The 24,842-nt window shown below is 71.4% G+C and carries 24 protein-coding genes; 12 read left to right on the top strand and 12 right to left on the bottom strand.

Annotated elements, in window-relative coordinates; translation table 11 throughout:
- Positions 1 to 78 precede the first annotated feature (78 nt).
- Positions 79 to 447: a hypothetical protein gene (locus tag OC490_RS41245; protein WP_262063181.1), complete on the top strand. Its 369-nt coding sequence runs from the start codon at positions 79 to 81 to the stop codon at positions 445 to 447.
- Position 448: 1 nt separating this feature from the next.
- On the opposite strand, the gene OC490_RS41250 is transcribed toward OC490_RS41245, so the two are convergent.
- Positions 449 to 1,336 carry a Gfo/Idh/MocA family protein gene (locus tag OC490_RS41250; protein ID WP_262063182.1) on the bottom strand — a complete coding sequence of 296 codons (888 nt, stop codon included), beginning with the start codon at positions 1,334 to 1,336 and terminating at the stop codon, positions 449 to 451.
- 315 nt (positions 1,337 to 1,651) lie between these two features.
- Between OC490_RS41250 and OC490_RS41255 the strand changes: the two genes are divergently transcribed.
- The 3 genes from OC490_RS41255 (at position 1,652) to OC490_RS41265 (ending at position 4,676) form a co-directional block, all read left to right on the top strand.
- Positions 1,652 to 2,509, top strand: coding sequence for an aldo/keto reductase (locus OC490_RS41255; protein ID WP_262063183.1), 858 nt, complete (start codon positions 1,652 to 1,654; stop codon positions 2,507 to 2,509).
- Positions 2,510 to 2,598: 89 nt separating this feature from the next.
- Complete coding sequence (locus tag OC490_RS41260; RefSeq protein ID WP_262063184.1) at positions 2,599 to 4,371, top strand: ABC transporter ATP-binding protein; 1,773 nt, start codon at positions 2,599 to 2,601, stop codon at positions 4,369 to 4,371.
- A 74-nt stretch (positions 4,372 to 4,445) separates the two neighbouring features.
- Positions 4,446 to 4,676 carry a DUF5133 domain-containing protein gene (locus tag OC490_RS41265; protein ID WP_262063185.1) on the top strand — a complete coding sequence of 77 codons (231 nt, stop codon included), beginning with the start codon at positions 4,446 to 4,448 and terminating at the stop codon, positions 4,674 to 4,676.
- A 5-nt stretch (positions 4,677 to 4,681) separates the two neighbouring features.
- On the opposite strand, the gene OC490_RS41270 is transcribed toward OC490_RS41265, so the two are convergent.
- Entirely contained in the window at positions 4,682 to 5,650 is a 969-nt protein-coding gene (locus OC490_RS41270; protein ID WP_262063186.1) for a GlxA family transcriptional regulator, read from the bottom strand.
- 144 nt (positions 5,651 to 5,794) lie between these two features.
- Between OC490_RS41270 and OC490_RS41275 the strand changes: the two genes are divergently transcribed.
- Entirely contained in the window at positions 5,795 to 6,262 is a 468-nt protein-coding gene (locus OC490_RS41275; protein WP_262063187.1) for a hypothetical protein, read from the top strand.
- A gap of 4 nt (positions 6,263 to 6,266) precedes the next feature.
- Here the strand turns inward: OC490_RS41275 and OC490_RS41280 are convergent, their stop codons facing one another.
- Positions 6,267 to 8,303 carry a SpoIIE family protein phosphatase gene (locus OC490_RS41280; RefSeq protein WP_262063188.1) on the bottom strand — a complete coding sequence of 679 codons (2,037 nt, stop codon included), beginning with the start codon at positions 8,301 to 8,303 and terminating at the stop codon, positions 6,267 to 6,269.
- Positions 8,304 to 8,503: 200 nt separating this feature from the next.
- On the opposite strand from OC490_RS41280, the gene OC490_RS41285 reads away from it, so the two are divergent.
- Both OC490_RS41285 and OC490_RS41290 read left to right on the top strand, forming a co-directional pair.
- Positions 8,504 to 9,649, top strand: a complete 1,146-nt coding sequence (locus OC490_RS41285; protein WP_262063189.1) for a serine hydrolase domain-containing protein — start codon at positions 8,504 to 8,506, stop codon at positions 9,647 to 9,649.
- A 46-nt stretch (positions 9,650 to 9,695) separates the two neighbouring features.
- Positions 9,696 to 10,247 (top strand): toll/interleukin-1 receptor domain-containing protein, encoded by a 552-nt coding sequence (locus tag OC490_RS41290; RefSeq protein WP_262063190.1) that lies wholly within the window; start codon positions 9,696 to 9,698, stop codon positions 10,245 to 10,247.
- Positions 10,248 to 10,271: 24 nt separating this feature from the next.
- Here OC490_RS41290 and tgmB read toward each other — a convergent pair whose 3' ends face one another.
- The 3 genes from tgmB to OC490_RS41305 form a co-directional block, all read right to left on the bottom strand.
- On the bottom strand, positions 10,272 to 11,258 hold the full coding sequence (gene tgmB, locus OC490_RS41295) for an ATP-grasp ribosomal peptide maturase (protein ID WP_262063191.1): 987 nt from the start codon (positions 11,256 to 11,258) through the stop codon (positions 10,272 to 10,274).
- A gap of 16 nt (positions 11,259 to 11,274) precedes the next feature.
- Entirely contained in the window at positions 11,275 to 11,466 is a 192-nt protein-coding gene (gene tgmA, locus OC490_RS41300; RefSeq protein ID WP_019070092.1) for a putative ATP-grasp-modified RiPP, read from the bottom strand.
- 164 nt (positions 11,467 to 11,630) lie between these two features.
- Complete coding sequence (locus tag OC490_RS41305) at positions 11,631 to 11,927, bottom strand: YkvA family protein (protein WP_262063192.1); 297 nt, start codon at positions 11,925 to 11,927, stop codon at positions 11,631 to 11,633.
- 155 nt (positions 11,928 to 12,082) lie between these two features.
- Between OC490_RS41305 and OC490_RS41310 the strand changes: the two genes are divergently transcribed.
- Complete coding sequence (locus OC490_RS41310; protein WP_262063193.1) at positions 12,083 to 12,886, top strand: helix-turn-helix transcriptional regulator; 804 nt, start codon at positions 12,083 to 12,085, stop codon at positions 12,884 to 12,886.
- 25 nt (positions 12,887 to 12,911) lie between these two features.
- Here OC490_RS41310 and OC490_RS41315 read toward each other — a convergent pair whose 3' ends face one another.
- The 3 genes from OC490_RS41315 to OC490_RS41325 form a co-directional block, all read right to left on the bottom strand.
- Positions 12,912 to 14,183 carry an alpha-L-fucosidase gene (locus OC490_RS41315; RefSeq protein ID WP_262063194.1) on the bottom strand — a complete coding sequence of 424 codons (1,272 nt, stop codon included), beginning with the start codon at positions 14,181 to 14,183 and terminating at the stop codon, positions 12,912 to 12,914.
- 132 nt (positions 14,184 to 14,315) lie between these two features.
- Entirely contained in the window at positions 14,316 to 15,536 is a 1,221-nt protein-coding gene (locus OC490_RS41320; protein WP_262063195.1) for a hypothetical protein, read from the bottom strand.
- 268 nt (positions 15,537 to 15,804) lie between these two features.
- Positions 15,805 to 16,224 (bottom strand): hypothetical protein, encoded by a 420-nt coding sequence (locus tag OC490_RS41325; RefSeq protein ID WP_262063196.1) that lies wholly within the window; start codon positions 16,222 to 16,224, stop codon positions 15,805 to 15,807.
- A 296-nt stretch (positions 16,225 to 16,520) separates the two neighbouring features.
- On the opposite strand from OC490_RS41325, the gene OC490_RS41330 reads away from it, so the two are divergent.
- Positions 16,521 to 18,599 (top strand): SpoIIE family protein phosphatase, encoded by a 2,079-nt coding sequence (locus OC490_RS41330; RefSeq protein ID WP_262063197.1) that lies wholly within the window; start codon positions 16,521 to 16,523, stop codon positions 18,597 to 18,599.
- Between the two features lie 18 nt (positions 18,600 to 18,617).
- Here OC490_RS41330 and OC490_RS41335 read toward each other — a convergent pair whose 3' ends face one another.
- Entirely contained in the window at positions 18,618 to 19,583 is a 966-nt protein-coding gene (locus OC490_RS41335) for a DUF1152 domain-containing protein (protein ID WP_262063198.1), read from the bottom strand.
- 38 nt (positions 19,584 to 19,621) lie between these two features.
- Between OC490_RS41335 and OC490_RS41340 the strand changes: the two genes are divergently transcribed.
- Both OC490_RS41340 and OC490_RS41345 read left to right on the top strand, forming a co-directional pair.
- Positions 19,622 to 20,560: a sigma-70 family RNA polymerase sigma factor gene (locus tag OC490_RS41340; RefSeq protein WP_262063199.1), complete on the top strand. Its 939-nt coding sequence runs from the start codon at positions 19,622 to 19,624 to the stop codon at positions 20,558 to 20,560.
- A 57-nt stretch (positions 20,561 to 20,617) separates the two neighbouring features.
- Entirely contained in the window at positions 20,618 to 21,175 is a 558-nt protein-coding gene (locus OC490_RS41345; protein WP_262063200.1) for a dihydrofolate reductase family protein, read from the top strand.
- 63 nt (positions 21,176 to 21,238) lie between these two features.
- Here OC490_RS41345 and OC490_RS41350 read toward each other — a convergent pair whose 3' ends face one another.
- Positions 21,239 to 22,603: an FAD-dependent oxidoreductase gene (locus OC490_RS41350; RefSeq protein WP_262063201.1), complete on the bottom strand. Its 1,365-nt coding sequence runs from the start codon at positions 22,601 to 22,603 to the stop codon at positions 21,239 to 21,241.
- A 147-nt stretch (positions 22,604 to 22,750) separates the two neighbouring features.
- On the bottom strand, positions 22,751 to 23,509 hold the full coding sequence (locus tag OC490_RS41355) for an SDR family oxidoreductase (RefSeq protein WP_262063202.1): 759 nt from the start codon (positions 23,507 to 23,509) through the stop codon (positions 22,751 to 22,753).
- A gap of 126 nt (positions 23,510 to 23,635) precedes the next feature.
- Here OC490_RS41355 and OC490_RS41360 point away from each other — a divergent pair, with 126 nt between their 5' ends.
- Positions 23,636 to 24,817, top strand: coding sequence for a GDSL-type esterase/lipase family protein (locus tag OC490_RS41360; RefSeq protein ID WP_262063203.1), 1,182 nt, complete (start codon positions 23,636 to 23,638; stop codon positions 24,815 to 24,817).
- The last annotated feature ends 25 nt before the right edge of the window (positions 24,818 to 24,842 follow it).

Genomic DNA, 24,842 nt, shown 5'->3' on the forward strand with positions numbered 1-24,842 from the left:
GCCGACTGTCAGTGCCGGGTGCCATGCTGGCGGCAGGTCGATCTACGGCAATCGCTCTACGACGGGATGGAGGCGGGCATGGGGTTCGTCGGCGAGGTCTGGCAGGTGCGCGGGAGCGAGGAGACGGCCGGGGAACCGGTCGGGGAGATCCTGATCGACGACGCCGATTTCCCTTGGCTGTCGGGCAAGTTCACCGCAGGCCCGGGGTTCGACGCCGTACGGGACCTGTTCGCGCGGGAACTCGCCCTGGCCCGGGCGGACGACGACTGGACGCGCTGGGAGGAGGCCTACGACGAGATCCGGCGGCAGGTCACGCTCACCTCGCCGGACGGGCCCGTGCCCGAGTTCCTGCTGCACATCGAGGGCGAGCAGGCCTGGTTCCGGTGGAGCGACGAGCCGTTCGACGACGATGAGGACGAGGGCGAGGAGGCGCCCGGCGGTGACTGATTCAGACGGCTTCTCCGGCCGCCATCGCCTCGGCCTGCGCCAGGATCTCCGTGACCCGCTGCCCGAAAGCCGCGTCGCACGGATGCGGTCGGCCCGTGCGGACGGCCTCGCTCAACGCGTCGGCGGCCCGGACCAGAGCGGACACCGCGCTGCCCGCGCTGTCCGGAAGGCTGGTCACCCCGGTCGCGCCCCGGAGTTCGACCGCGACCCCCGCCGCCGCGGGCGGCGCGGTGAGGCTCAGGGTGAGTGTGCTCGACGCACCGGCCACATGGTCGAGAACCAGCACGGCCGTGTCCCCGGCACCCCGCACGGCCGCCGCCACCCGACGGACGTCACCGAGCACCGGCAGCAGTACGGACAGCGCGTGCGGGCCGACGTCCCACAGCGCGCCCTTCTCCTGCCGCCAGGGCGAGGCGGCGAACGGACTGTCGCTGGTGAACACCGAGCCCAGCCACTCGGCCCGAGCCGTGAACCAGCCCTCGGCGGCGGCCTGTTCGGCGATCCACGCCTCGGTCTCCGGCAGGAAGCGGGTGGTGAAGAACACGACCGACGCGACCCCGGCCTCCCGCACCGCGTCGACCACCGCCCGGCCCTGCTCCACCGTGGGCGCGAGGGGCTTGTCCAGCAGCAGATGCCGGCCCGCCCGCGCGGCCCGCACCGCCAACTCGGCCTGCACGGACGGCGGAAGGGCCACGGCGACGGCGTCCACGTCCGCGAGGAGGGCGTCGACGTCGTCGTAGGCCGGTACGCCGTACTCGTCGGCCAGTTCCTTGGCGGCGTCGGGGCGGCGGCCCCACACGCCCGCGAAGTCCCACTCCGTGTGCCCGGCGAGGGCGGGAGCGTGTGCCATCTGTGCCCAAGGGCCGGTGCCGAGCAGTCCGATGCGCATGGCGCTGCCTCTCCACGGGGCGAATTCACGGGTCGAATCCGCGGGGCGAACCTGGTGACCACCGGAGTCGGTCCGAGCGGCCGGTCGCCGGTGAGCGTGTCACACGAACAGGGCAGGTGCGCAAGCCCTTCCCACGACTCACCGATTGAGCAGTCCCGCTGCTGGATGCGTTCGATTTCTTCTATTGGACCTGCGGACCCGGGCCGGAGAGGCTGGAGGACGAGTCCTGCCCGCCGCGACCCGACCGGTCGTCCGGCGGCGCGGGACGGCACGGTTCTGCGTGACGGCCGGAAAACCGGAAGAGGAGCACGAGCAATGGACACCCGCCGTATCGGTGACGTCGAGGTCAGTGCCATCGGCCTGGGCGGTATGCCCATGTCGATCGAGGGACGGCCGGACGAGGCACGCTCCCTCGCCACCATCCACGCCGCCCTTGACGCGGGCGTGACGCTGATCGACACCGCGGACGCCTACCACCTGCACGCCGACGAGGTCGGACACAACGAGACCCTCATCGCCAAGGCCCTCGCCTCCCACGACCGCGGTGCGGACGTCCTGGTCGCGACCAAGGGCGGACATCTGCGTCCCGGGGACGGCAGCTGGACCCTGAACGGCGGCCCCGATTACCTCAAGGAGGCCTGCGAGGCGTCCCTGCGCCGACTGGGCGTGGAGGCCATCGGGCTCTACCAGTTCCACCGCCCCGACCCGAGGGTCCCGTACGCGGACTCCGTCGGCGCGATCCGGGAGCTGCTCGACGAGGGCAAGATCCGGCTCGCCGGGATCTCCAACGCGAACCCGGAGCAGATCCGGCTCGCCAACGAGATTCTCGACGGGCGGCTGGTCGCCGTGCAGAACCAGTTCTCCCCGGCCTTCCGCTCCAGCGAACCGGAGCTGGACCTCTGCGACGAACTCGGCATCGCGTTCCTGCCCTGGAGCCCCCTTGGCGGCATCGCGCGAGCCGGTGAACTCGGCTCCGCCTACGCGCCGTTCGCCCGGATCGCCGAGAAGCACGGCGTCAGCCCGCAGCGAGTGTGCCTGGCCTGGATGCTCGCCAAGTCACCGGTCGTCGTACCGATCCCGGGCGCCAGCCGCCCCGAGACGATCCGCGACTCGGCCGCCGCACCCGAACTGACGCTCTCCGCCGAAGAGTTCGCGGAGCTGGACGCCGCCTGAGAAGGCGGTGACGCTGGAGGTGTAGTTGTGGCGGGCAAGGGAAGAAAGCGCTTGCCCGCCGACCGGTCACAGGGGGAGGACCACCACCGATGGCGTCGTCCACGGAGAAACCGCTCGACCACCGCTACCGCGACGAACACCCGATCCGCACCCTCGCCTACCTGTTCCACGAAGACCGCAGACGCCTCGCCCTGGCCGTCGCCGTGTTCACGGTCAAGCACAGCCCCATCTGGCTGCTCCCGCTGATCACCGCGTCCATCATCGACACGGTCGTCCAGCACCAGCCGGTCAGCAGACTCTGGATCAGCACCGGCGTCATCCTGTTCATCCTGCTGATCAACTACCCCCTGCACGTCCTCTACGTCCGCCTCCTCTACGGCAGCGTCCGCCGCATGGGCACCGACCTGCGCTCGGCACTGTGCACGCGGATGCAGCAGCTCTCCATCGGCTACCACTCCCGGGTCAGCGCCGGAGTGCTCCAGGCCAAGGTCGTGCGGGACGTGGAGACGGTCGAGCAGATGGTCCAGCAGACCGCCGAGACCGGGCTCGGCGCGATCACCGTGCTCACCGGCGGACTGGTCATCATCGGCTTCCGGACACCGGAGTTCGTGCCCGTCTTCGTGGTCGTCGTGCCGGTCGCCGCGCTGCTGGTGTCCCGGCTGCGGGCCCGCCTGCGCACCCACAACGAGCACTTCCGCCACGAGGTCGAGACCCTCTCCTCACGCGTCACGGAGATGACCCGCCTCATCCCGGTCACCCGCGCCCACGGCCTGGAGGGCAAGGCCCTGCGCCGGATGGACGGCACCCTGCGCCGCCTCCTCACCACCGGAAACCGCCTCGACCTCCTCAACGGCCGTTTCGGTTCACTGGCTTGGGTCGTCCTCAACGTGGTCGGCGTCCTGGTCCTGGCCGGCGCGGCCCTGGTGTCGTACTACGGCGTCTGGGGAGTCACCGCAGGCGACGTCGTCATGCTCAGCGCCTTCCTGACCACCCTCACCAACTCCACCACGACCCTCATGGGCCTGGCCCCGGTCATCACGAAGGGTCTGGAATCGGTCCGTTCGGTCGGCGAGGTGCTCCAGGCGCCCGAGTTGGAGGACAACGAGGGCAAGGAGATGGTCACCGCGGTACGTGGAGCCGTCACCTTCCGGAGCGTCGGCCACACCTACGACGGCGGCCAACTCCGCCCCGCCGTCCACGACTTCACCCTCACCGTCGCACCCGGCGAGACCGTCGCCCTCGTCGGCGCGTCCGGCGCCGGCAAGTCCACGGTCCTCAACCTCGTCATCGGCTTCATCCGCCCCACCGCCGGCCAACTCCTGCTGGACGGCACCGACATGAACACCCTCGACCTGCGCACCTACCGCCGCTTCGTCTCGGTCGTCCCCCAGGAGTCGATCCTCTTCGACGGCACGATCCGCGACAACGTGGCCTACGGCATGGACGACGCCGACGAGGAGTCCGTGCGCGCGGCGCTGCGGGACGCCAACGCCCTTGAGTTCGTGGAGAAGCTGCCGCAGGGGCTGGAGACCCTGGTGGGAGAGCGCGGGGCCCGGCTGTCCGGCGGGCAGCGTCAACGCCTCGCCATCGCAAGGGCGTTGATCCGGGATCCCAAGGTGCTCGTCCTGGACGAGGCGACCTCGGCCCTGGACACCCGCTCGGAGGCCCTCGTCCAACAGGCCCTCGCCCGACTGCTGCGCGGCCGTACGACGTTCGTGGTCGCGCACCGGTTGTCCACGGTCCGGGGCGCCGACCGGATCGTGGTGATGGGCGACGGGGAGATCCTCGAAGTCGGCACGCACGACGAACTCCTGCGCCGGGGCGGGGCGTACACGGCGCTGCACGGCGGGCAGGTCGCCTGAACGGATCTCTCGGTGGTGTGCTTGATCCGGAGCCGGCCGGGCACAGGGAGCGGAAAGCGAGAGAGGGGCGCTCCGTGCTCGTGCCGGACCCGAAGGCCGTCAGGAAACTGCTCACCCGGTACGCGGTGCTGCGTATCTCCCAGGCGGAGAGGCAACGCCCGCAGACGGCCGCCGAGTTGAAAGACGTCAGCTACACCCTGTGCGTGATGACGGGCACCACGGACATCCGGGAAGCCATCGTCGAGGCGGACGCCCTGCTGGCGGCGGCGCGTGGCGCGGCTGCCGCAGGCCGCGCCCTCGCGTAGCAGCGTCAGCGGAGCGCCACTTCTGGGACCCTCCTGCCGTGGAAGGCCGAGCGGTACGCCTGAGGGCTGGTGCCGACCACCTTGCGGAAGCGTTCGCGGAACGCGGTGGGGGAGCCGAACCCGGCCTGCTGGGCGACGCGTTCGATCGGGTGGTCGCTGTTCTCCAGCAGGTACTGGGCGCGTCGGACCCGGGCGCGCAGCAGCCACTGGAGCGGTGTGCTGCCCGTCTGTTCACGAAAACGGCGGCTGAACGTCCGCTCGCTCATGCCCGACCGCGTGGCCAGTGCCGCCAGGGTGACCTCGTGGGAGAGGTTGTCCTCGATCCACTGAAGGAGCGGTTCGAGGGTCGAACCCTGCGGGACCGGCGGGTGCCGGTGCACGATGAACTGGGCCTGCCCGCCCTCGCGTTCGAGCGGCATGACGGAGAGGCGGGCCGCGTCGGCGGCGACCGCCGAGCCGAAGTCCCGGCGGATGAGGTGCAGACACAGGTCGAGTCCGGCGGCGGCCCCGGCCGAGGTGAGGATCTGTCCGTTGTCGACGTACAGCACGTCCGGTTGCACCTCGATCAGTGGGTACTCGCGGGCCAGCAGGTCCGCGGCGATCCAGTGGGTGGTGGCGCGCAGCCCGTCCAGCAGTCCGGCCGCGGCGAGCACGAAGGCACCGACGCAGATCGACACGATCCGGGTACCCGCCGCTGCCGCCTCGCGCAACGCCGCCAGCACCCGCGCGGAGGGCGGCCCGGCCTGCTCCGAACAGCCGGGGACGATCACGGTGTCGGCGTCCGCCAGCGCCTCCAGCCCGTGGTCCACCCGCAGCGTGAACCCGTCCGTCCGCACCTCCGGCGTCTCGCCGCACACCCGGATCCGGTACGCGTTCCGGCCGTCGGGCAGCCGGGTGCGGCCGAACACCTCCATCGGGGTCGCCATGTCGAACGGCACCACATGATCGAGAGCGAGAATCGCGACGGTATGCATGAACACCACGATAGGCAGATTCCCGCCACCCCGATGACACCGCGTTATGCCCTTGAAGCCAGACCACAGGGGTTGGCGGGAATCCGTTGGAAGCTGTCGTTCCAGCCCCTGTGCGGTCGGTCGGGACATCCCTAGCCTGGGCCGGTGACCAAGATCCTTCTCGCACTGCACGTGCTGGCCGCCATCGTCGCGGTCGGCCCCGTGACCGTCGCCGCCAGCATGTTCCCACCGGCGGCCCGCCGCGCTCTCACCGGTACGGACGGTCCCGACGCGGGGGTGACGACCGTACGGCTGCTGCACCGCATCTGCCGTCTCTACGGCGCGGTCGGCCTCGCCGTGCCCCTCTTCGGCTTCGCCACCGCCTCCGCGATGGGCGTCCTGGGCAGCGGCTGGCTCATCGCCTCCATCACCCTCACCGCGGTGGCGGCCAGCATCCTCATCGCCTTCGTCCTGCCGCGTCAGGACGAACTCCTGGAGGAACTGGACGCGCGGCGGCCCGTGGAGCGCTCCGGGACCGTTCGACTCGCCATGTTCACCGGCATCTTCAACCTGCTGTGGGCCACCGTCACCGTCCTCATGATCATCCGTCCCGGCTCGACGACCGGCGCCTGACCGCTCAGCCCGTGGCGCGGACCAGGAGGAGCGCGACATCGTCGTCGGGCTCCGGGCGCAGCGCGTTGAGGAGCATGTCGCTCGTCTGCTCCAGCGGTCGGCGGGAACTCTGCAACAACCGCGTCAGCGTGTGCAGCCCCACGTCGATCGACTCACCCCGGATCTCCACCAGCCCGTCGGAGTACAGGGCGAGCAACGCGCCCGTGCCGAACTCGACTTCGGCTGTCCCGAAGTCCACCCCGCCGACACCGAGCGGGACTCCGCCAGGGATGTCGAGGAGTTCCGCGGATCCGTCGGGGCGGATCAGCACGGGTGGCAGATGCCCGGCGCTGGACAGGGCGCAGGTGCCCCGGCCGAGGTCGACCACGCCGTACGCGCAGGTCGCGATCGTGTCGAGGGAGCCGGTGAGGTCGTCGAGGTGGTGCAACAACTCGGCGGGCGGCAGGTCGAGTCGGGCCAGCGCGCGGGTCGCGGTGCTCAACTGCCCCATGATGGCGGCGGCTTGGACACCCTTGCCCATCACATCGCCCACGACGAGCCCGGTCCGGCCGGGCCCCAGCGGCAGCACGTCGTACCAGTCGCCCCCGACCTCGCTCAGCGCCGGCAGATAGCGGGCGGCGATGTCGAGCCCCTCCTGCCGGGCCGGGGCCGGCGGCAGCAGACTGCGCTGCAGGGTCAGCGCGGTGGTGCGCTCACGGCCGTAGAGACGGGCGTTGTCGATGCAGATCGCGGCGCGCGCGGCGAGTTCCGAGGCGAGGACGCGGTCCTGTTCGTCGAAGGGGCGCTCGTTGACGGTGCGGTAGAGGCTCAGTGTGCCGAGCACCTCGCCGCGGGCGATGAGCGGGACGGCCAGGTAGGAGTGGACGCCCGCCGCGCGGAGGGTCTGGGCGGCGCGTCCGTCCCTGGCGATGCGCCGCATCATCGGCCGGTCCACCCGCTCCACCAGGATCGGCCCGGCCTCGCGGACGCACTGGGTGATGATGCGGTGCGGGCCGTAGGTGGCCAGTTCGCCCACCGGGTCCGCCGCGTGGATCGCGTCGGTGAGGTATCCGGCGGCGACGGCCAGCGCCCGGAACTCGACCTGCGCGTCCCCGGCCACCGGGGTGATCCCGCCGTGCGCCACGACCGACTCCAGTACGTCGACCGCCGCCAGGTCGGCCACAAGCGGCACCGCCACGTCGGCCAGCTCCCGCGCGGTCTGCTGGAGGTCCAGCGTCGTCCCGATCCGCACCCCGGCCTCCGCCACCACGGACAGGTGCTGGCGCGCCTGCGCCACTTCGGCCGCCGCCTGCTCCCGCTCGGTGACGTCCAGGACGGCCATCGCAAGACCGAGCACCCGGCCCTGCGCGTCCTCGATGCGGTGGTACGACTCCGAGTACGCGCGCTCCACGGCATCGGCCGGCGTACGGCCCACGGTCTGCTGGTCGAGGAGAGGCTTGCCGGTAATCAACACATGCCGCATCCGTGACTCGATGGCCGCCACGTCCAGACCCGGCAGCACCTCGCCGACCCGGCGTCCGACGACCTCCGCCTCCGGTACACCGTTGATGCGCTCCAGGGCCGGATTCACCGTGACCCACCGCAGATCGGGATCGAACACGGCGATGCCCACCGGTGTCTGCCGCACCAGGCTGTGGGACAGCGCCAGGTCCCGTTCCACGCCCCGTACCGTCGTGGCGTCCGCCGCAAGACCCAGCAGATGCGCCTGGCCGTGGCTGTCGCGCAGCCGCATCGTGCGGAACTCCACGGGCCGCTCCGTGCCGTCCCGGTGCAGCAGGGGGAACACCCCGGCCCACCGGGCACCCGAGCCCACCTGGGCGAACAGCTCACGCGCCCGGACCCGGTCGTCGGGCGACACCAGCAGCCGGTCGGCGCGCTGCGTCAGCGCCTCCTCGGGGGAGTAGCCGAGCAACTGCTCCGCCTCCGGGCTCCACAGCGCGATGTACCCGCCGGCGTCCAGGACCACCGCCGCGACCTGCAACAGGTCGAGCAGCCCTCCCGAGGCGGCCGTGACGCCGTCCCCGGCACCGTAAGCGTCCATCCCAGCCGCTCCTTCCGACGGGGCACGGCACCGCCAGGATCCGAACCGCGGGTCATCCGATTACGGCACAGCCCGGCCCACCCGGCAACACCGTGAGGAGGGGGGACCGGACGGGGCCGTATGGAGCACGTACCCGTGCGGGCGCCGACGAGCCCCCGGATTCTGATCGTGCCCTGCCCCCACTGCCCACAGGACACCCGATGCCCCTCCCGCTCCGTCTCGTCTCCCTCTTGGTCGCCGGCTGCGTCGGCGCCCTCGTGCCCGCGTCGCCCGCCGCGGCCGACGACCACTCCCTGCAACGCGGCCTCGACGAACTGGTCGCGGCTCCCGACGGCCCGCCCGGCGTGATCGTCGTGCTGCGCGACGGCGACCGGCAGCGCGTCCTGAGGGCGGGCACCGCCGACGTCACCACCGGCCGCCCGCTCGAACCGCGCGACCACACCCGGACCGCGAGCACCAGCAAGGCGTTCAGTGGGGCGGTGGCCCTGAGTCTCGTACGGCAGCACCGGCTCGCCCTCGACGACACGATCGGCCGGAGGCTGCCCCAACTACCCAAGCGTTGGCGCTCGGTGACCCTGCGTCAGCTTCTTCAGCACACCAGCGGGCTCCCGGACTTCAGCCAGAGCCCACGGTTCCGGAGCCTCATCGCGGCCGATCCGCACCGCCACTTCGACTCGCGGCGCCTGCTCGACTTCGTGGCGGGAGAGCCGCTGCGGTTCACGCCGGGCTCGCGGTACCAGTACTCCAACTCCGACAACATCGCCGTGGCGCTGATGGCGGAGGCCGCGACCGGCGCGCGCTACGAGGACCTGCTGCGCCACGACGTGTACCGGCCGCTGGGCCTGCGTGACACGAGCCTGCCGCAGGGGTACCGGATGCCGGAGCCGTACATGCACGGCTACGCGGTCGGCGGACCGTCGGGCCCCGAGGACGTCAGCGAGGCCATCGGCATGTCTGGGGTGTGGGCGTCCGGCGGCATCACCTCCTCGCCCCGCGACCTGGCCACGTTCATCGGCGGCTACGCCGCCGGAGCCCTCACCTCGCGGGCGGCGCTGCGGGAACAGCGGCACTGGGTCCCCGGCGCCTCCGAACCGGCAGGACCGGGCCGCAACAGCGCGGGACTGGCCCTCTTCCGCTACGACACCCGCTGCGGGGTCGTTCTGGGACATACCGGCAACACCCTTGGTTACACACAGTTGATTGCGGCCACCCCGGACGGCCGGCGCGCGCTCACTTTCTCATTGACAACTCAGGTGAACGAGACGGGGAACGCCGCTCTGCTGCGCAAAGTGCGCGCGGTCGAGGAGGACGCCGTGTGCGCCCTCCTGGGGACATACGGGTCGTAACACCACAGGCGTGCCGGACGCCTCCGGCATGCCGCACCATGAGTGCGTGCACACGCGACTCACTTATCAACGGCAGGACGAGCGGGCGGCGTTCGCGCTCGCGGACGCGCTGGGACGCGCCGGGGCCGACGTCGTGCCCGCCGTGTGGCCGGCAGCCGCGGACGGTGCCCCCGACCCGGAGACCGTCGTCGTCCTGCTGTGGTCGGCGGCGTGGGACCGAACGGCGATGGAACCCGCGCTGCTCGGCGTGCACGTGCCCGTCCGGCTCGACGACACACCGCTGCCGCCCGCCCTGGCCGGGCTGCGCCACGTGCGGCTCGCTCAGGGCTGGGGCCGGGTGTCGGACGAGGCGGCGGCGATGATCGTGCGCCTCGGCTTCCCGGCCCTCGTGCCGGCGCGCCCGGTTCGGGGCACCCCCACCGAACAGACCGTGGCGATCAGCGACTTCGGTCCTCTGGGACTGTTCGCGAGCTGCCCGCGGTGCGGCGGGAGCAGCGAACGGCTGCGCCCGTACGTCACGGTCGACCATCAATACGACCGGGCGCTGCGCCTGGTCATCTGTGGCGCGTGCAACTGGCAGGACGGCTGCGAACTGTGACTGCGGCGAACCGTTTCCGCTACCTCAAGCGACCGTGCTGTCCGACCCGTTGACCAGGCCCTCCCGCTCCGGGTCGGCGGGCAGGGCCAGCCACTCCGCGATGGTGCGGGCGATCGGCTGGCCGGTGTCCGCCTCGACGAAGCCGAACTGACCCGACTGGTTGCACTCGAGGAACCACCAGGTCCCGTCCCCGTCCTCGGCGAAGTCGAAGGCGCCGTAGGCCAGTTCGGCCTCGCGCAGATACGTGCGGACGGCCTCGGCGATGCGCGGCGGCACCTCGGCGGGCTGCCAGGGCTGCGCGGGGGCGGCGAAGCGGACGTCGACCTCGCCGGGGTCCGCGTCCGGGGCGGTCGCCGTGCGGGCGGCCAGCATCCGGTCGCCCACCACGGTGAGCCGGATGTCGGCGCGCTTGGCGACCCGCCGCTGCAGCAGTGTGGGGCCGAAGGCCACGGCGGCGAAATCGGTGTCCGGCGCGACCCGGCTGGTCGGCACCGCCCGGGGCGGATCCTGCGGGTGGGCGCCGGACACCGGCTTGACCACCAGGTCCGGGAAGCGCCGCGAGAACTCGCGGGCGGCCTGCGGGAACGTGGTGATGAGGGTGGCGGGCACCGGCAGTCCGCTGCGCTGGGCCAGCCGCAGCTGCCAGGGCTTGTGCCGGGCGCGGCGGGCCGCGTCGGGGTGGTTCATCCAGCGGGCGCCGGAGCCGCGCAGCATGCCGTAGAGCGCTTGTGAGGCCTCCTCGGTGAGCCACGCGGAGGGCTGGGGTGCGCGGGTCGCCGGGGTGCCGGGTCTGCGCACCCAGATGGAACGGAGCCCGCTCACGCTCACCAGCCGCCCGCCGGCCGCGAGATGGCCGCGGAAGGCTCCGTGGACGTACTCCCCGGAGAGCGCGACCCCGCCGGTGAGGTCGGCGGGATCGATCCGGACCACGGGGACGCCGGCCGCGTGCAGGTGCACCATCACCAGGTCCGCGGTGACGTCCTCTTCGCAGGTAAGGACCAACACGGTCATTTTCGTCGTTCCGCGTTCAGTCGTCGAAGTGAGTCTTCGATCCCGCGGTGGACGTCGTGGTCCCCAGTTCTCTCAGCAGAGCGAGATCATGGGCGGCGACCCGTCCGTCGGCGAGCACGTTCAACTGCAGTCCGGAGTCGTAGCTGTACGGAGTGGTGAGCTCCAACTGTGCTGCCGGGCGAGCGTAGTTGAGCGCGAACGGTTGCATCGTCTCTCCCTCGTCGGTACTGCCTCGTGCAAGCGGTGGCCACCCCGCGAGGTCGCTTGGCCCGCTGACTTCCGTCTGCTTCCAGAGACTTATACGAATCGAACGAGTGAATGGTTTCCTTACTCTGCGTAGTCAAAGGAAGGAAGGCGGGGCGCTCGCCGGGTTCAGCCGAGGTCGCCCGGCCGGCCCTCCTCCTGCTCGCCGAGGGACTTGCGCATCGAGCGCAGGGCGAGGAGAAGGACGGCGATGTCGTCCAGGTACACGGGATCGGGCATCAGGTCGGTCGGCAGCACGAAGTAGAGGACGGCACCCCAGAAAACCCATTTGGGGCCGGTCGGAAGCCCTGCGCGCCGCAGTCCGCGCCGCATGCGGACGAGCCGCACGAGCACTCCGACGGCCACGACGAGCAGCACCACCGCGAGCACCACGGCGATGACGATCACGGTTGTGGTCGAATCCACGGGCTCCCCTTTTCCGGTCCGGCCGCACGGCATGTGCCCTATCCGGATGCCCGGTTCGGGCCCCGGTATTGCCGACGAGGGGAACATCACACCCGAACGCCCGGAACGGTCTTGACAGCCGCTTACGCCTTGTCCGGCACTGGTACGTTTTCACCGTGAGCGCGACCAGCGGGACGGGAACGGGAACCCACGTGCGGATCGGCCTCGACGCCCCACCGCGCGTCGCGAGCCTCGGCGTCGGTGTGCACGGCACGGTGAGCCCGCGTGACGTGTTCCGGCTGCCCGACCTCTGGCAGCTCCATCTCTACCGGTACGAGGCGGAGTTGACCGTGGACGGGGTGCCGCACGAGATCAGGCCCGGTCATGTGAGCCTGGTGCCACCGGGCGCGCTGGTGCGCTTCCACTACCGGGGCCGCTCCGAGCACCTCTTCGCCCACCTGGAACTCACCTCCACCGGTGAGCAGTTGACCGTCCCTGTGATGCAGGACGCCGGTACGCAGACGCCCGTGCTCACCGACCTGATGCTGCGGGCCGTCGCGGCGGCGCCCCGCAACTCCGCCCGTGCGGCTGCCGAGTTGTGGACCGTGCTGTGGCGTGTGGCCGACCTGGCGACCCCGGCCGACGGTGACGCAGCCGGACCCCACCCCGCGCTGGCCCTCGCCGTCGCGCACATTGAATCTCGACTGGCCGCACCGCTGACGGTGCCCGAGGTGGCGCGCGCGGCCGGGGTCTCGCACAACCACCTCATCCGGCTGTTCCGCGCCGAACTCGGCACCACGGTCGTCGCCTACGTCCGGCATCGCCGCCTGGAACACGCACGGCACCTGCTGCGGGAGTCCACGCTGTCCGTCCCGGCCATCGCGGCGGCCGTCGGCATCGGTGATCTGCAGGCCTTCAACAAGGCGTGCCGACGCGAACTGGGCGCCTCGCCCAGGGCAGTTCGCGCCGGCACCGGGTGAAGCCGGCCGGCCCATGCCCTGCGGGTCAGTTCCGGCCCGTACCCCGGTACAGGTCCAACTCCCCGTCCAGCTCCACCGCCAGGACCGTCGCCCGCTCGTCCACATCGGCCGCTCGCGGGGCGTCGATCCACGTCACGCCCGGGACCTCGCCGAGCCCGCCGATCACGTCGTGGCCGAGACCGGCGCCGGTACCGAGCACCGTGACCCGCTTCACGGGCGTACGCAGGCCGCGCACCGACACCGACTCGCGCGGCGGGTCGAAGCACACCAGGTACAGCGTGCGGCGGTCGGCGGACAGGGTGCTCGGCCCGTAGTGGTGCCCGGCGGGCAGACCGGCCACCGTGCCGTACACCGCCTCGGAGTGCCGGGTGATCCAGGCGCCGAGCCCCTCCAGCCGCTCCGCCTGCGCGGGCGGGATCGTCCCGTCCTCCTTCGGGCCCACGTCGAGCAGCAGATTGCCGCCCATGCCGATGGTCTCCGTGAAGTAACGCACCAGCTGCCGCACCGACTTGTGATGCTCGTCCTGGTGCTGAAACCCCCACGAGTCGTTGACCGTCAGACACAACTCCCAAGGCCCGTCCGGGGCTTGCAGCGGCACACCCTGCTCGGGCGTCGCGTAGTCGCCGTGGCTCAGCATGCGGGCGTTGAGGACGGTGTCGGGGTTCCCGGCGAGGATCAGTCTCGCCAACTCCCCCATGCCCCACTGCTCTTCGGCACGCTCCCACTCGCCGTCGAACCACAGCAGGTCGGGCCGGAAGCGGGCCACCAACTCGCCGACCTGGCCGTCGCGGTAGGCGAGGTAGCGCGCCCAGGCGGCCGGATCCTCCTCGCCGGGCCGGGCGGAGGCGTACGGGTTGGCGCGTAGCTCCTCGTCCGGCGGTTGCGGGTGCACCGTGCTGGCGTAGTCGGGGTGGTTCCAGTCGGAGTGGGAGTAGTAGAGCCCGACCTTGAGGCCCTCCTCGCGCAGCGCGTCGGCATAGGGCCCGATCAGATCGCGGCCGGCCGGGGTGCGGCGGACCACGTCCAGGTCGCCGTGGGCCGAGTCCCACAGGGCCACACCGTCGTGGTGCCGGGCGGTCAGCACCGCGTACCGGGCACCGGCGCGCGCGAACAGCCTTGCCCAGTCCCGTGGTTCGTAGCGCGCGGCGGTGAACCCCTCCAGCTGGCGCATGTATTGGTCGTGCGGAACCTGGCCCGTGTAGAACGACCAGGACTCCGGCACACCGTCGACGGCGTAGATCCCGTAGTGGACGAAGATGCCCAACTTGGCATCGCGGAACCAGGGTTGCATCGGCATACCGCCAAGCTAGGCCGCGGGACGGCTGGGCGCGTGGGCGGCGATCACCACTGGTGGTCCATTTTCACCACCGCCACCTCACCGCGTTCGCCGCTCGCGTGACCGAGGGTCCCGGAAGCCGGACGCCGCCCCCTACCGCTCCTCGGCCGACCGGTGGCCGTCCCGCGACGGATCGACACGGTCTCCGCCGGTCGGCGGCGGTACCCGGTTCCCGTCGGCCGGCGGTGTTGCGGGGCGCAGTGCCTTCGTCGCGTCCCGCAAGCGGCCGAAGGTCCGCTGGAACGGGGACCCCGCCGACGGGGGCGGCTCGCCGGGTACGACAGTGCCGGAGGACTCGCGCAGCGCGGCCAGTGCCTCGTTGGCGCGGTCGGCGGACTCCCGGTACAGGTCGCGGGACTTGGTCATCGCTTCGAGCGCCTCGGCGTACATGGCCACGAGCCTGCGCTCCCGGGCGAGTTCCTCCTCCGGCGTCATCAGGCTCCACCGCTCGCGCAGGGCGGTGACGGCTTCCGCGCCGCCCTCGGGCAGGGGGCGCGCGGAGGCGGCGTAGCGGCAGAGCACGTCCACGAGTTCGGTGGGCTCGGAGCCGTCGAGGAAGACGCTGCGCACGGAGAAGTCACGAACGTCGTAGCCGGGCGCGGCCGGGTTGGTGGGCAGCACCACGGCACCGCCGCGCGGCACCTGGAAGTCGAACTCGCGCAGCAACGCCCAGTTGACGGAGCGTAGTTGGTCGGGTGTGGCCCGGTGCTCCACCACGCAGTGCCGCAGACTCGCCGGCAGCAGCGGGGCCAGGGGGAGCCGGCCGTGCGCGTCCGGGGTCATCGCCTCGTGCACGACGACGTGCACGCTCCAGCCGTCCTGCGCGCAACTCCGGAACAGCCGCCGCAGGTCCTTCTCGTCGGACGGCAGCGGATTGACCTCCCCGAAGCGCAGCCCCGGGACCGGCGCGTGGTCCCAGCCGGTGTCCGCGTCCTCGGGCCAGAACACGGTCGCGGGGGAGGGCCACCGGGGATCCCAGACCCGCTCGGCCTCCGCGACCAGGATCCATTCCCGCTCGTCGGCCGAGGCGGGGGCGGCGGCGGGCGAGCCCGGCGCCGGAAGCGCCGGAAATGTCAGCCGCGCCCGCACGGTCACGGTCCCCTCGACCCGCCAACGGGCCTCGAAGACCAGCTCCCCGGGATCATGGCCCTGGTCCTCGTCCGGTTCCATGTGGTCGTCGATGACCTCGCGGTCCTTGAGTCGCTGCAGCTGTCGCCGTACGACATCCGCCGTGTCCTGGGACCCGACGTGACGGCCACGAGCCAGCCACACCGTGTGGGGGATCGTGGGCGGAGCTGTGGAGGAGTTCGACATGGGCCAATCTGCGGGCGGGGGCGGGGCTGACCCACCAGTATGGGCGTTGGAGATCTTGGTGGGTCAAGCGGGGGTCGGAGAGTCTCGTATGCCCGGAATTCCTGCGATCCCGCGTGAGCATACGCGCGGGGTGTGATCGGTCCACTCCGGGCGGCGGGGTTTCACGCGTGCCTTTGACATGGCCCGGTCCCCAGAATGGTGGCGCGGACGGGACCCGCCCACCATCCGCTCGGGGTGGGTCCCTTCCGTGTGTCCCGCACCGCACACGTCACCGCCGCCGGCGGTCCGGCCGGGACGGCACACCCGCTTCGGCCGGTGGCGCGCTGAATCCGGCCGGTACCGAACGCGCGCTCGCCGGGGACGGTGCTTCCAGGGGTACGACCGCCTCCTGGCGCGGCGGCCGGGTGCGCGGCACCGGCTTGCCCACGACACGGGTGTGTGTCATCAGCGCGGCACAGGCCGCGCAGACCTCGGCCAGGGTCCACACCTGGCCGACCGCCGGATCGTGCCGCAGTACGAGCAGCACCGAGCCCGAGCAGTCGACCCGGGTCCCCTCGTGCGCCGCACACCGCTGCCGACGGCAGCCGCAGGCCGCGTCGGGGCGTACGGTCGCCGCTCTGACGTGGGCCGCCGCATGGGCCTCGGCGAAGCGGCGCAGGGCCGGGATGTCACGCGACCGGACGGGCATGCCGCACCCGGAGGAGCAGCTGACCGAGGCGGTACGGTCGCGGTGACCTGTGATGCGAATAGTCCAGGTACGCCCTGGTCGACGGGCTGACGGGGCGTCAGGGTACGCGAGAGCCAAGACCACAGTTCCTTTGGGTGGAGGTGTTCACGCGGAAGAGGCGCTGAGTTAAGAACTACCCGTCGTGGGGCACTTCACAGCATTCACGGACCCCAAGTATTCGTTCGATCCCGTCGGCCCCGTTCGCCCCGGCCCGGCGCCCGGTTGTTGGCGTCCGGGTGCGGGAGCACACTGAACCCATGGATCCCGCCCGCGGGGACGACGACGAGCGCGCGCTGATCGAGCGCGCGTTCCTGCAGGCGTCGTTCTCGATGTCGGTGTTCGACGCGGCGCAGCGCTATCTGCGGCTCAACGCCGTGGCCTGCGAGGTCATGGGGCTCGGCGAGGAGGCCCTGCGCGGCCACGCCTTCCCGTACGGCCTGCCGGCGGACGTCGACCAGCTGGGCACCCTCCAGGCACTGCGCGACGTGGCGGCCACCGGCAAACCCGCGCACTACGAGAGCTACACCCGCGCTCCCTCCGGAATCCGCGAGCACGCCTGGAACCTGGAGCTGTGGCCGGTCCGGGACGACCGGGGCGAGGTCTGCGCCGTAGGCATGGCCGGATTCGACAGCAGCGAGCAGCACTGGGCGCGGCAACGGCTCGCGGTGCTCGACGAGGCCGCCGTCTCCGTCGGTACGACCCTCGACCTCGACCGCACCGCACGGGAACTCGCCGACCTGGTCGTCCCGCGGTTCGCCGACTTCGCGAGCGTGGACCTGCTGGAGGCGGTGATGCACGGCGAGGAGCCCGAGGACGGCGGCCCGGACGCGGACGTCGTGCTGCGCCGGGCCGCGCATCTGTCCACCGAGGAGGGAACGCCCGAGGCCGTGATCGGCCTGGGCGCCAGCGACGCCTACCCGCCGTACTCGCCGCCCGCCCGCGCCCTGCACACCGGCCGTCCGGTGCTCAGCGGGAGCGGCGACCCGGACTTCGACCGGTGGATCGCGGGCGTCCCGGCGCGGGCCGCGAAGATGCGGGGATTCGTCGTCACCTCACTGCTGGCGGTGCCGCTGATCGCGCGCGGCACCACGCTGGGCGTCGCCGTTCTGCTGCGCACCCGGCCCGACGCCTTCACCCAGGACGACTTCGCCCTTGCGCGGGAGATCGCCGGCCGGGCCGCCCTCTGCGTCGACAACGCCCGCCGCTACACCCGGGAGCGCTCCACCGCGCTCACCCTCCAGGAGAGCCTGCTGCCGCGAGGCACGTCCCCGCAGTCGGCGGTCGACGTCGCCTGCCGCTATCTGCCCACCGACTCGCGGGCCGGTGTCGGCGGGGACTGGTTCGACATCATCCCGCTCTCCGGCGCGAGGGTGGGCCTGGTCGTCGGCGACGTGGTCGGCCACGGCATCCAGGCCTCCGCGACCATGGGGCGGCTGCGCACCGCGGTCCAGACGCTCGCCGACGTCGACCTTCCGCCCGACGAGCTCCTGGCCCACCTCGACGACCTGGTCCTGCGGCTCGGCGGCGACGACGAGAGCGGCGGGCGCGCCGGCGTCGGCGGCACCGGGGCGACCTGTCTGTACGCCGTCTACGACCCGGTGTCGCGGATGCTGAGCGCCGCAAGCGCCGGGCATCCACCGCCCGTCCTCGTCCTGCCGGACGGCACCACGACGGTGGTCGACATCGGCGTCGGCCCGGTACTGGGCGTGGGCAGTCTGCCCTTCGAGACCACCGAACTCGAACTGCCGGAAGGCACCCTCGTCGCCCTCTACACGGACGGGCTGGTGGAGGCCGTCGACCGGGACCCGGACCTCGGCATCTCCCGGCTGCGCCAAGCCCTGGCCGGATCGCGGTCCACCCTGGAGGACCGCTGCGACCAGGTGCTCTCCACGCTGCTGCCGAAGCACCCGGGCGACGACGTGGCCCTGGTGCTCGCGCGCACGAAGGCCCTCGACGCCGACCACGTCCAAGTCTGGGACCTGGCCGCCGACTTCGAGGGCGTCTCCGAGGCCCGACGGCTCGCCACCGCCCAACTCGACGCCTGGGGGCTGACGGAGGAGGCCTTCGTCACCGAACTGGTCGTCAGCGAACTCGTCACCAACGCGATCCGCTACGGCGCCGAGCCGATCCAACTCCGCCTGATCCACGACCGTACGCTCATCTGCGAGGTCTCCGACGGCAACTCCACCTCGCCCCATCTGCGCCGGGCACGGATCTACGACGAGGGCGGCCGGGGCCTGCTCCTTGTCGCCCAGCTCACCGCCGACTGGGGCACCCGGCACACCGCGACCGGGAAGACCATCTGGGCCGAACAGGCGCTGACACCGACGACTTGAGCGCGCCGGGACGGGCGGTCAGTGGGGATAGGCGCGCGGTGGCCGTTGCCTGGGCAGTTCGTCGCGGAACTCCTCGATGCGGGAACTGACCTGCCGGATCAACGCGGTTGGCGCCAGCCGGTCGAGGTAGAGGTTGCGGCGCGCCAGCCCCGGAGCGTCCACACAGAAGTACAGCGACATCAGCGGATTGATGAACAGCTCGCTGCCACGCGTGCGTTCGGTGAAGCGGACGTCGCCGAAATCCCCGCGTACGGCGGCGGCGACGGAACCGTTGACGATGCTCGGGTGGTCCGGCGTGCACTCCTGGGCGTGGGCCACGGCGTCGAGGTACAGCTGCCCCTCGCGGCTCTCGCGCGGGAGGGAGAACGCGCCGAGGTAGGCACCCTCGCGCTCCAGGGCGGCCAGATTCTCCAGCACCAGCGCGTGGTTGACCCCGTGATACGCGTCGATGCCGAAGCCCAGGCACGCGACCAGACGGACCGGCACGTCGTCGAGTCCGTCGACCGCGGCGAGACTGACCATGTCCTCCTCCGGTGTGCCGAGCCCGTGTTCGTCGCCGCGCATCAGGATGTCGGTCCCGCCGTCCACCAGCACGACGGCGTCGACACCGCCCAGGTGGTCGATCAGCGCGCGGTACGCCGCCCGCAGCGGCTGCACGCCGGTCCGCGGGAATGCGTACACCGTGGACGGCATGTCGTGCAGTTGCAGCCACCGGGCGAGGGAACGCTCCGGGAAATAGTCCCCCCGGGCCTCCGTGTCGGGGCGTACCGCCGCGACGTCCGGGTCGACCCAAACGTCCTGGTCGAGGCCGTAGAGATCGGCGAAGGACAGGTTGGCGAGGTGCACCTCCTTGCCGGCCGAGCGCAGCGCGAGGGCGAGGGGCAGGCCCGCGTAGACGTCGAAGCCGCCGCCGGCCCCGGCGACGAGTATCCGGCGCGCGTCGCGCAGACGGGAGAAGAACGGGGGTTCGAGGAGGGAGAACACCGGAGGACGTTAACAACCCTGTACGTCATGATGGGCGGGTGGACTTCGAGCCGTACCGGGGCGAGTTGGTGGCGTACTGCTACCGCATGCTGGGCTCGTTCCACGAGGCCGAGGACCTGGTGCAGGAGACGATGCTGCGCGCGTGGAAGGCCCGCGACCGCTACGACCCGAGCCGTGCGTCGGTCCGCACCTGGCTGTACCGCATCGCCACCAACGTCTGCCTCACCGCCCTTGAAGGACGAGCCCGCCGCCCCCTCCCGTCCGGCCTCGGCGCGCCGGGTGAGGACCCCGGGACCCCGCTCACCCCGGCCACCGACATCCCCTGGCTCCAGCCCTTCCCGGACGCGCGCTACGACATGGAGGCGCGGACCGACATGCGGCTCGCCCTGGTCGTGGCCCTGCAACGGCTCCCGGCACGGCAGCGGGCCGTGCTCGTGCTCCGCGAGGTGCTCCAGTTCAGCGCCGCCGAGGTCGCCGACCAGCTCGACACCACCGTCCCGGCCGTCAACAGCACCCTTCAGCGGGCCCGCGCCGCCCTCACGGACATCGGCGACGGCCACACGGTCGCCGAACCCGACGACCGGGAGGCGCGCGAGGTGATCGACCGCTACCTGCGAGCCTTCGAGGCGGCCGACGTCCCCGCCCTCGTACGGCTCCTGGCCGACGCGGTCGTCCTGGAGATGCCGCCGGTCCCACTCTGGTTCCGGGGCACCGAGCACTACGGCGCGTTCATGCGCAGGGTCTTCGAACTCAGGGGTACGGACTGGGCGTTGACGCCGATCGCGGCCAACTCGCAGCCCGCGCTCGCCGCGTACGCGAGCGACCCCGACGGAGGCCGGTGGCTGCACAGCGTCCAGGTGTTCACGGTCGTCTCCGGTCGTGTCACCCGCAACGTCGTGTTCACCGAACCGCAGGTCCTGACGTCCTTCGACCTGCCGCGGCGGATTTCTCCGGATCGACCGCTCCCGCCGCGATGAGTTCGGCCGCTGCCGCCGGTACGTACCGGTGAGCATCGACCGAAAGGACAATGGATCATGAGCGTCACCGTCATTCAGTTCACCACCCTGGACGGGGTCGTCTCCGACCCCGACGGGTCCGACGGCACCCCGTACGGCGGCTGGCTCTTCCGCTACGGCCGCGAGGAGATCGAGGGCGACAGGTTCCGGCTGGCCGACACCCTGGGCGACGGGGTACTGCTGCTCGGCCGTGGCACGTGGGAGGCGTTCGCCCGGCTGTGGCCGGGCCGTGACGACCCGTTCTCCGCCCGCATGAACGCCGCGTCGAAACTGGTCGCCTCCCGCACCCTGACCGATGTGTCGACGTGGGCGAACTCGACCGTCCTCGACGGCGATCTCGCCGACGCCGTGAAGCGCGAGGAGCGGGAGGTGATCGTCATGGGCAGCCTGAGCGTCGTCCATACGCTGATGGCGGAGGATCTGGTCGACGAGTACCGGCTCATCACCTTCCCCACGGTCCTCGGCACCGGCGAGCGGCTCTTCGCCGCGGACGGTCCGCCCGCGCACCTGGAGTGCCTGGAGATGGAGAAGCCGGGGCACACCGTGTTCGCCCGGTACGGGAGGGCCGTGCGCTGATGTGCGAAGGGCCCGGCGGTACGCCCGCCGGGCCCTTCGGCTTCATCTGTATGGGAGTTGGGCTTACGCGCCGCTCGCCCGGAGCATGTCCTCGCGCTCGACGATCTTCACGCGCTCACGGCCCTGCGGCTCGCCCAGCGCCTTCTCGGCGGCGTCCAGCTTGTACCAGCCGTCCCAGGTGGTGAAGCGGACGTTCCGCTCGGCGAGGAAGGACTCCACGGCCTCCGGGTCGGGTGAAACAGGTGTGTGCAGACGGCCGTTGGCGTGGTCGTCGAGCAGGTTCGCGACCGTCTCGTTGGCATCGCCCTTGGTGTGGCCGATCAGACCGACCGGGCCGCGCCGGATCCAGCCCGTCACATACGTCGACCGGAGGTGCTCGCCGGTCTCCTGGACGACCCGGCCGCCCTCGTCCGGGACGGTGCCCGAGTCGATGTCCCAGGGGAGCTTGGGGAGCTTGTCGGAGAGGTAGCCGACCGCGCGGTAGACCGCGGTGACGTCCCAGTCCTTGAACTCGCCGGTGCCCTTGACGTTGCCGGTGCCGTCGAGGGCGGTGCGCTCGGTGCGCAGGCCGACGACCTTGCCGTCCTCGCCGAGGATCTCGGAGGGGGACTCGAAGAAGTGCAGGAAGAGCTTGTGCGGGCGGTCGCCGACATCGCGGATCGCCCAGTTCTCCAGCGTCTTGGCGACCATGTCGGCCTGCTTGTTGCTACGACGGGTGGTGATCGAGCCCTCGTCGTAGTCGATGTCCTCGGGGTCGACGATGACCTCGATGTTGGGGGAGTGGTCCAGCTCGCGCAGCTCCATCGGGGAGAACTTCGCCTGCGCCGGGCCGCGGCGGCCGAAGACGTGGACTTCGAGGGCCTTGTTGGCCTTGAGGCCCTCGTGGACGTTGGCCGGGATCTCGGTCGGCAGCAGCTCGTCGCCGGTCTTGGCGAGAACGCGGGCCACGTCGAGGGCCACGTTGCCGACACCGAGGACGGCGACCTTCTCGGCCTCCAGCGGCCAGGTGCGCGGGACGTCCGGGTGGCCGTCGTACCAGGAGACGAAGTCGGCGGCGCCGTAGGAGCCGTCGAGCTCGATGCCGGGTATGGACATCTCGCGGTCCGCCGTGGCGCCGGTGGAGAAGACCACCGCGTCGTAGAAGGAGCGCAGGTCGTCGAGGCTGATGTCGGTCGGGTAGTCGACGTTGCCGAAGAGACGGATCTGCGGCTTGTCCAGGACCTGGTGCAGGGCGGTGATGATGCCCTTGATGCGCGGGTGGTCGGGGGCGACGCCGTACCGGATCAGGCCGAAGGGCGCGGGCATCCGCTCGAAGAGGTCGATGGACACGCCGGGTTCGGCGGCCACCTCGGACTTGAGCAGGGCGTCGGCGGCGTAGATCCCGGCGGGGCCGGCTCCGACGATGGCTACCCGCAGGGGGCGCGGCATGATCAGGTTCCCTTCGAGCGATGACAAGCGACTCGACGGGAAGCCTAAACTAAGGCATGCCTAACCCAGTACGCGGGTCCGATCTATGACCCCATAAGGCCGACTTATGGGGTGTCCGAGCGTGCCGCACGACGTGGGCCGGGATCCTCAGCCGGCCGGGCGGATGTGCACCACGTCCTGCACGACCTCGGGCGGCGTGCCGAGCAACTGGACCATCACGCGGGCGACGGTGGCCGAGGGGAGCGGCTTCATGGCGCCCACCCTGGTCAGATAACCGTCCGCCTCCCACACCGGCGCGGCGCGCTGCCGGTCCTCGCCGGGGAAGTTCTCGATGAAGGCGCTGTCCGAGATGGAGCCCAGGATCACCAGGACGACCCGGATGCCGTCGCCGCGCAACTCCTTGTGCATCGCGGCGGTGAAGCCGTTCAGCCCGTGCTTGCTCGCCGCGTACATCGCCATCAGCGGCATGTGGTCGAGGGTGATCTCGGAGGAGATGTTGAGAATGTCACCGCCGCCGGCCGCCCGCAGCAGCGGTACCGCCGAGCGAATCGTGTGGATCGGGCCCAGCAGGTTGGTGCCGACGCAGGCGTGGATGTCCTCGTCGGCGGTCTCCTCGATGGCGCGGATGCGGGCGACCCCGGCACTGTTCACCAGGATGTCCACCCGCCCGAACCGCTCCTCGACCTGAGCGAAGGCCGCGCGGACACTGTCGCCGCTGCTGACGTCGGTCGGGATCGTGAGCACCGATCCCGCCATCTCCCGCGCGGCCGTCTCCAGCCGGTCGGCACGCCGGGCGAGCAGCACCACCTGCGCTCCGTTCTCGGCGAGCAGCGCCCCGACGGCCCTCCCCACGCCGGTCGAACCGCCGCTGATCACCGCGACCTTGCCCTGCATCGTGCCTGCCATGACGGCCTCCCCGGCGAGACGTGACGATCGCATGAGAGGCTACCTCTCGTCATTTGAGAACGCCATATCCGTACCTCAAGGCGCGAGAGACGTGCGGATCGGGTGTCCCGTCGGCAGGCTGGAGCCATGGACTCGGCAACGGAATGGACCCTCACCCCCTTCACGCCGGACCTCCTGCGCGGTGCGCTCGACCTGGAACGCACCGCGCGCGGACTGCTGCCGCACCGGCTGCCCGCCCGGGCCCGCGCCCAGTGCGACGACGAGCAGTTGGCGACGGTGGAGGCCCAACCCTCGGGCGTACGGCTGGTGTTCCGCACCCGGGCCACCGCCGTCGAGCTGGACACCCTGCGCACCACGACGGCCTACGAGGGCGTCCCGCCAGGACCGGACGGTGTCTACGACCTGCTCGTCGACGGGCGGCTTGCCCGGCAGGCGAGCGTGAGCGGGGGCGACGTCAGGATGGTGGACATGACCGCGGGAACGGTGGAGGAGCGGCCAGGACCGGTCGGCACCGTCCGCTTCACCGGCCTGCCCGACTTGGAGAAGGACGTCGAGATCTGGTTGCCGTACAACGAGATCACCCGGCTCGTCGCTCTGCGCACCGACGCCCCCGTCGAGCCGGTGCCGGACCGGGGGCGCAACGTCTGGCTGCATCACGGCAGTTCGATCAGCCACGGCTCGTTCGCCGCGAGCCCCAGCACGACGTGGCCGGCGCTGGCCGCCGCTCTGGGCGGCGTGGAGCTGATCAACCTCGGGCTCGGCGGCAACGCGCTGCTGGACCCGTTCACCGCCCGCACCCTGCGGGACACCCCTGCGGACCTGCTCAGCGTCAAGATCGGCATCAACCTGGTCAACGCCGACGTGATGCGACTGCGTGCCTTCGGTCCGTCGGTGCACGGATTCCTCGACACCGTCCGCGAGGGGCATCCGACCACTCCGCTGCTGGTCGTCTCGCCGCTCCTGTGCCCGATGCACGAGGACACCCCGGGGCCGTGCCTGCTGGACTTCGACGGGCTCCGCGAGGGGAGGCTGGAGTTCAGCGCGCTGGGTGATCCCGCCGAACGCGTTGCCGGGAAGCTGACCCTCAACGTCATCCGTGACGAACTCGCCCGCATCGTCGCGCGACGCTCGGCCGACGACCCGCATCTGCACCACCTCGACGGCCGTGAGCTCTACGGCGAGCGGGACTTCGCCGAACTGCCCCTGCCCGACCGGCTCCACCCGGACGCCGAGACGCACCGCCGTATCGCCGAACGCTTCGCCGGGCTGGCCTTCGGCGCCGGCGGACCGTTCAACGCCCAGGCATGAGCGCTCTGGTGGCACACGTGCCGAC

The sequence above is a fragment of the Streptomyces sp. STR69 genome, from assembly GCF_024519455.1.
Taxonomy (GTDB): Bacteria; Actinomycetota; Actinomycetes; order Streptomycetales; family Streptomycetaceae; genus Streptomyces.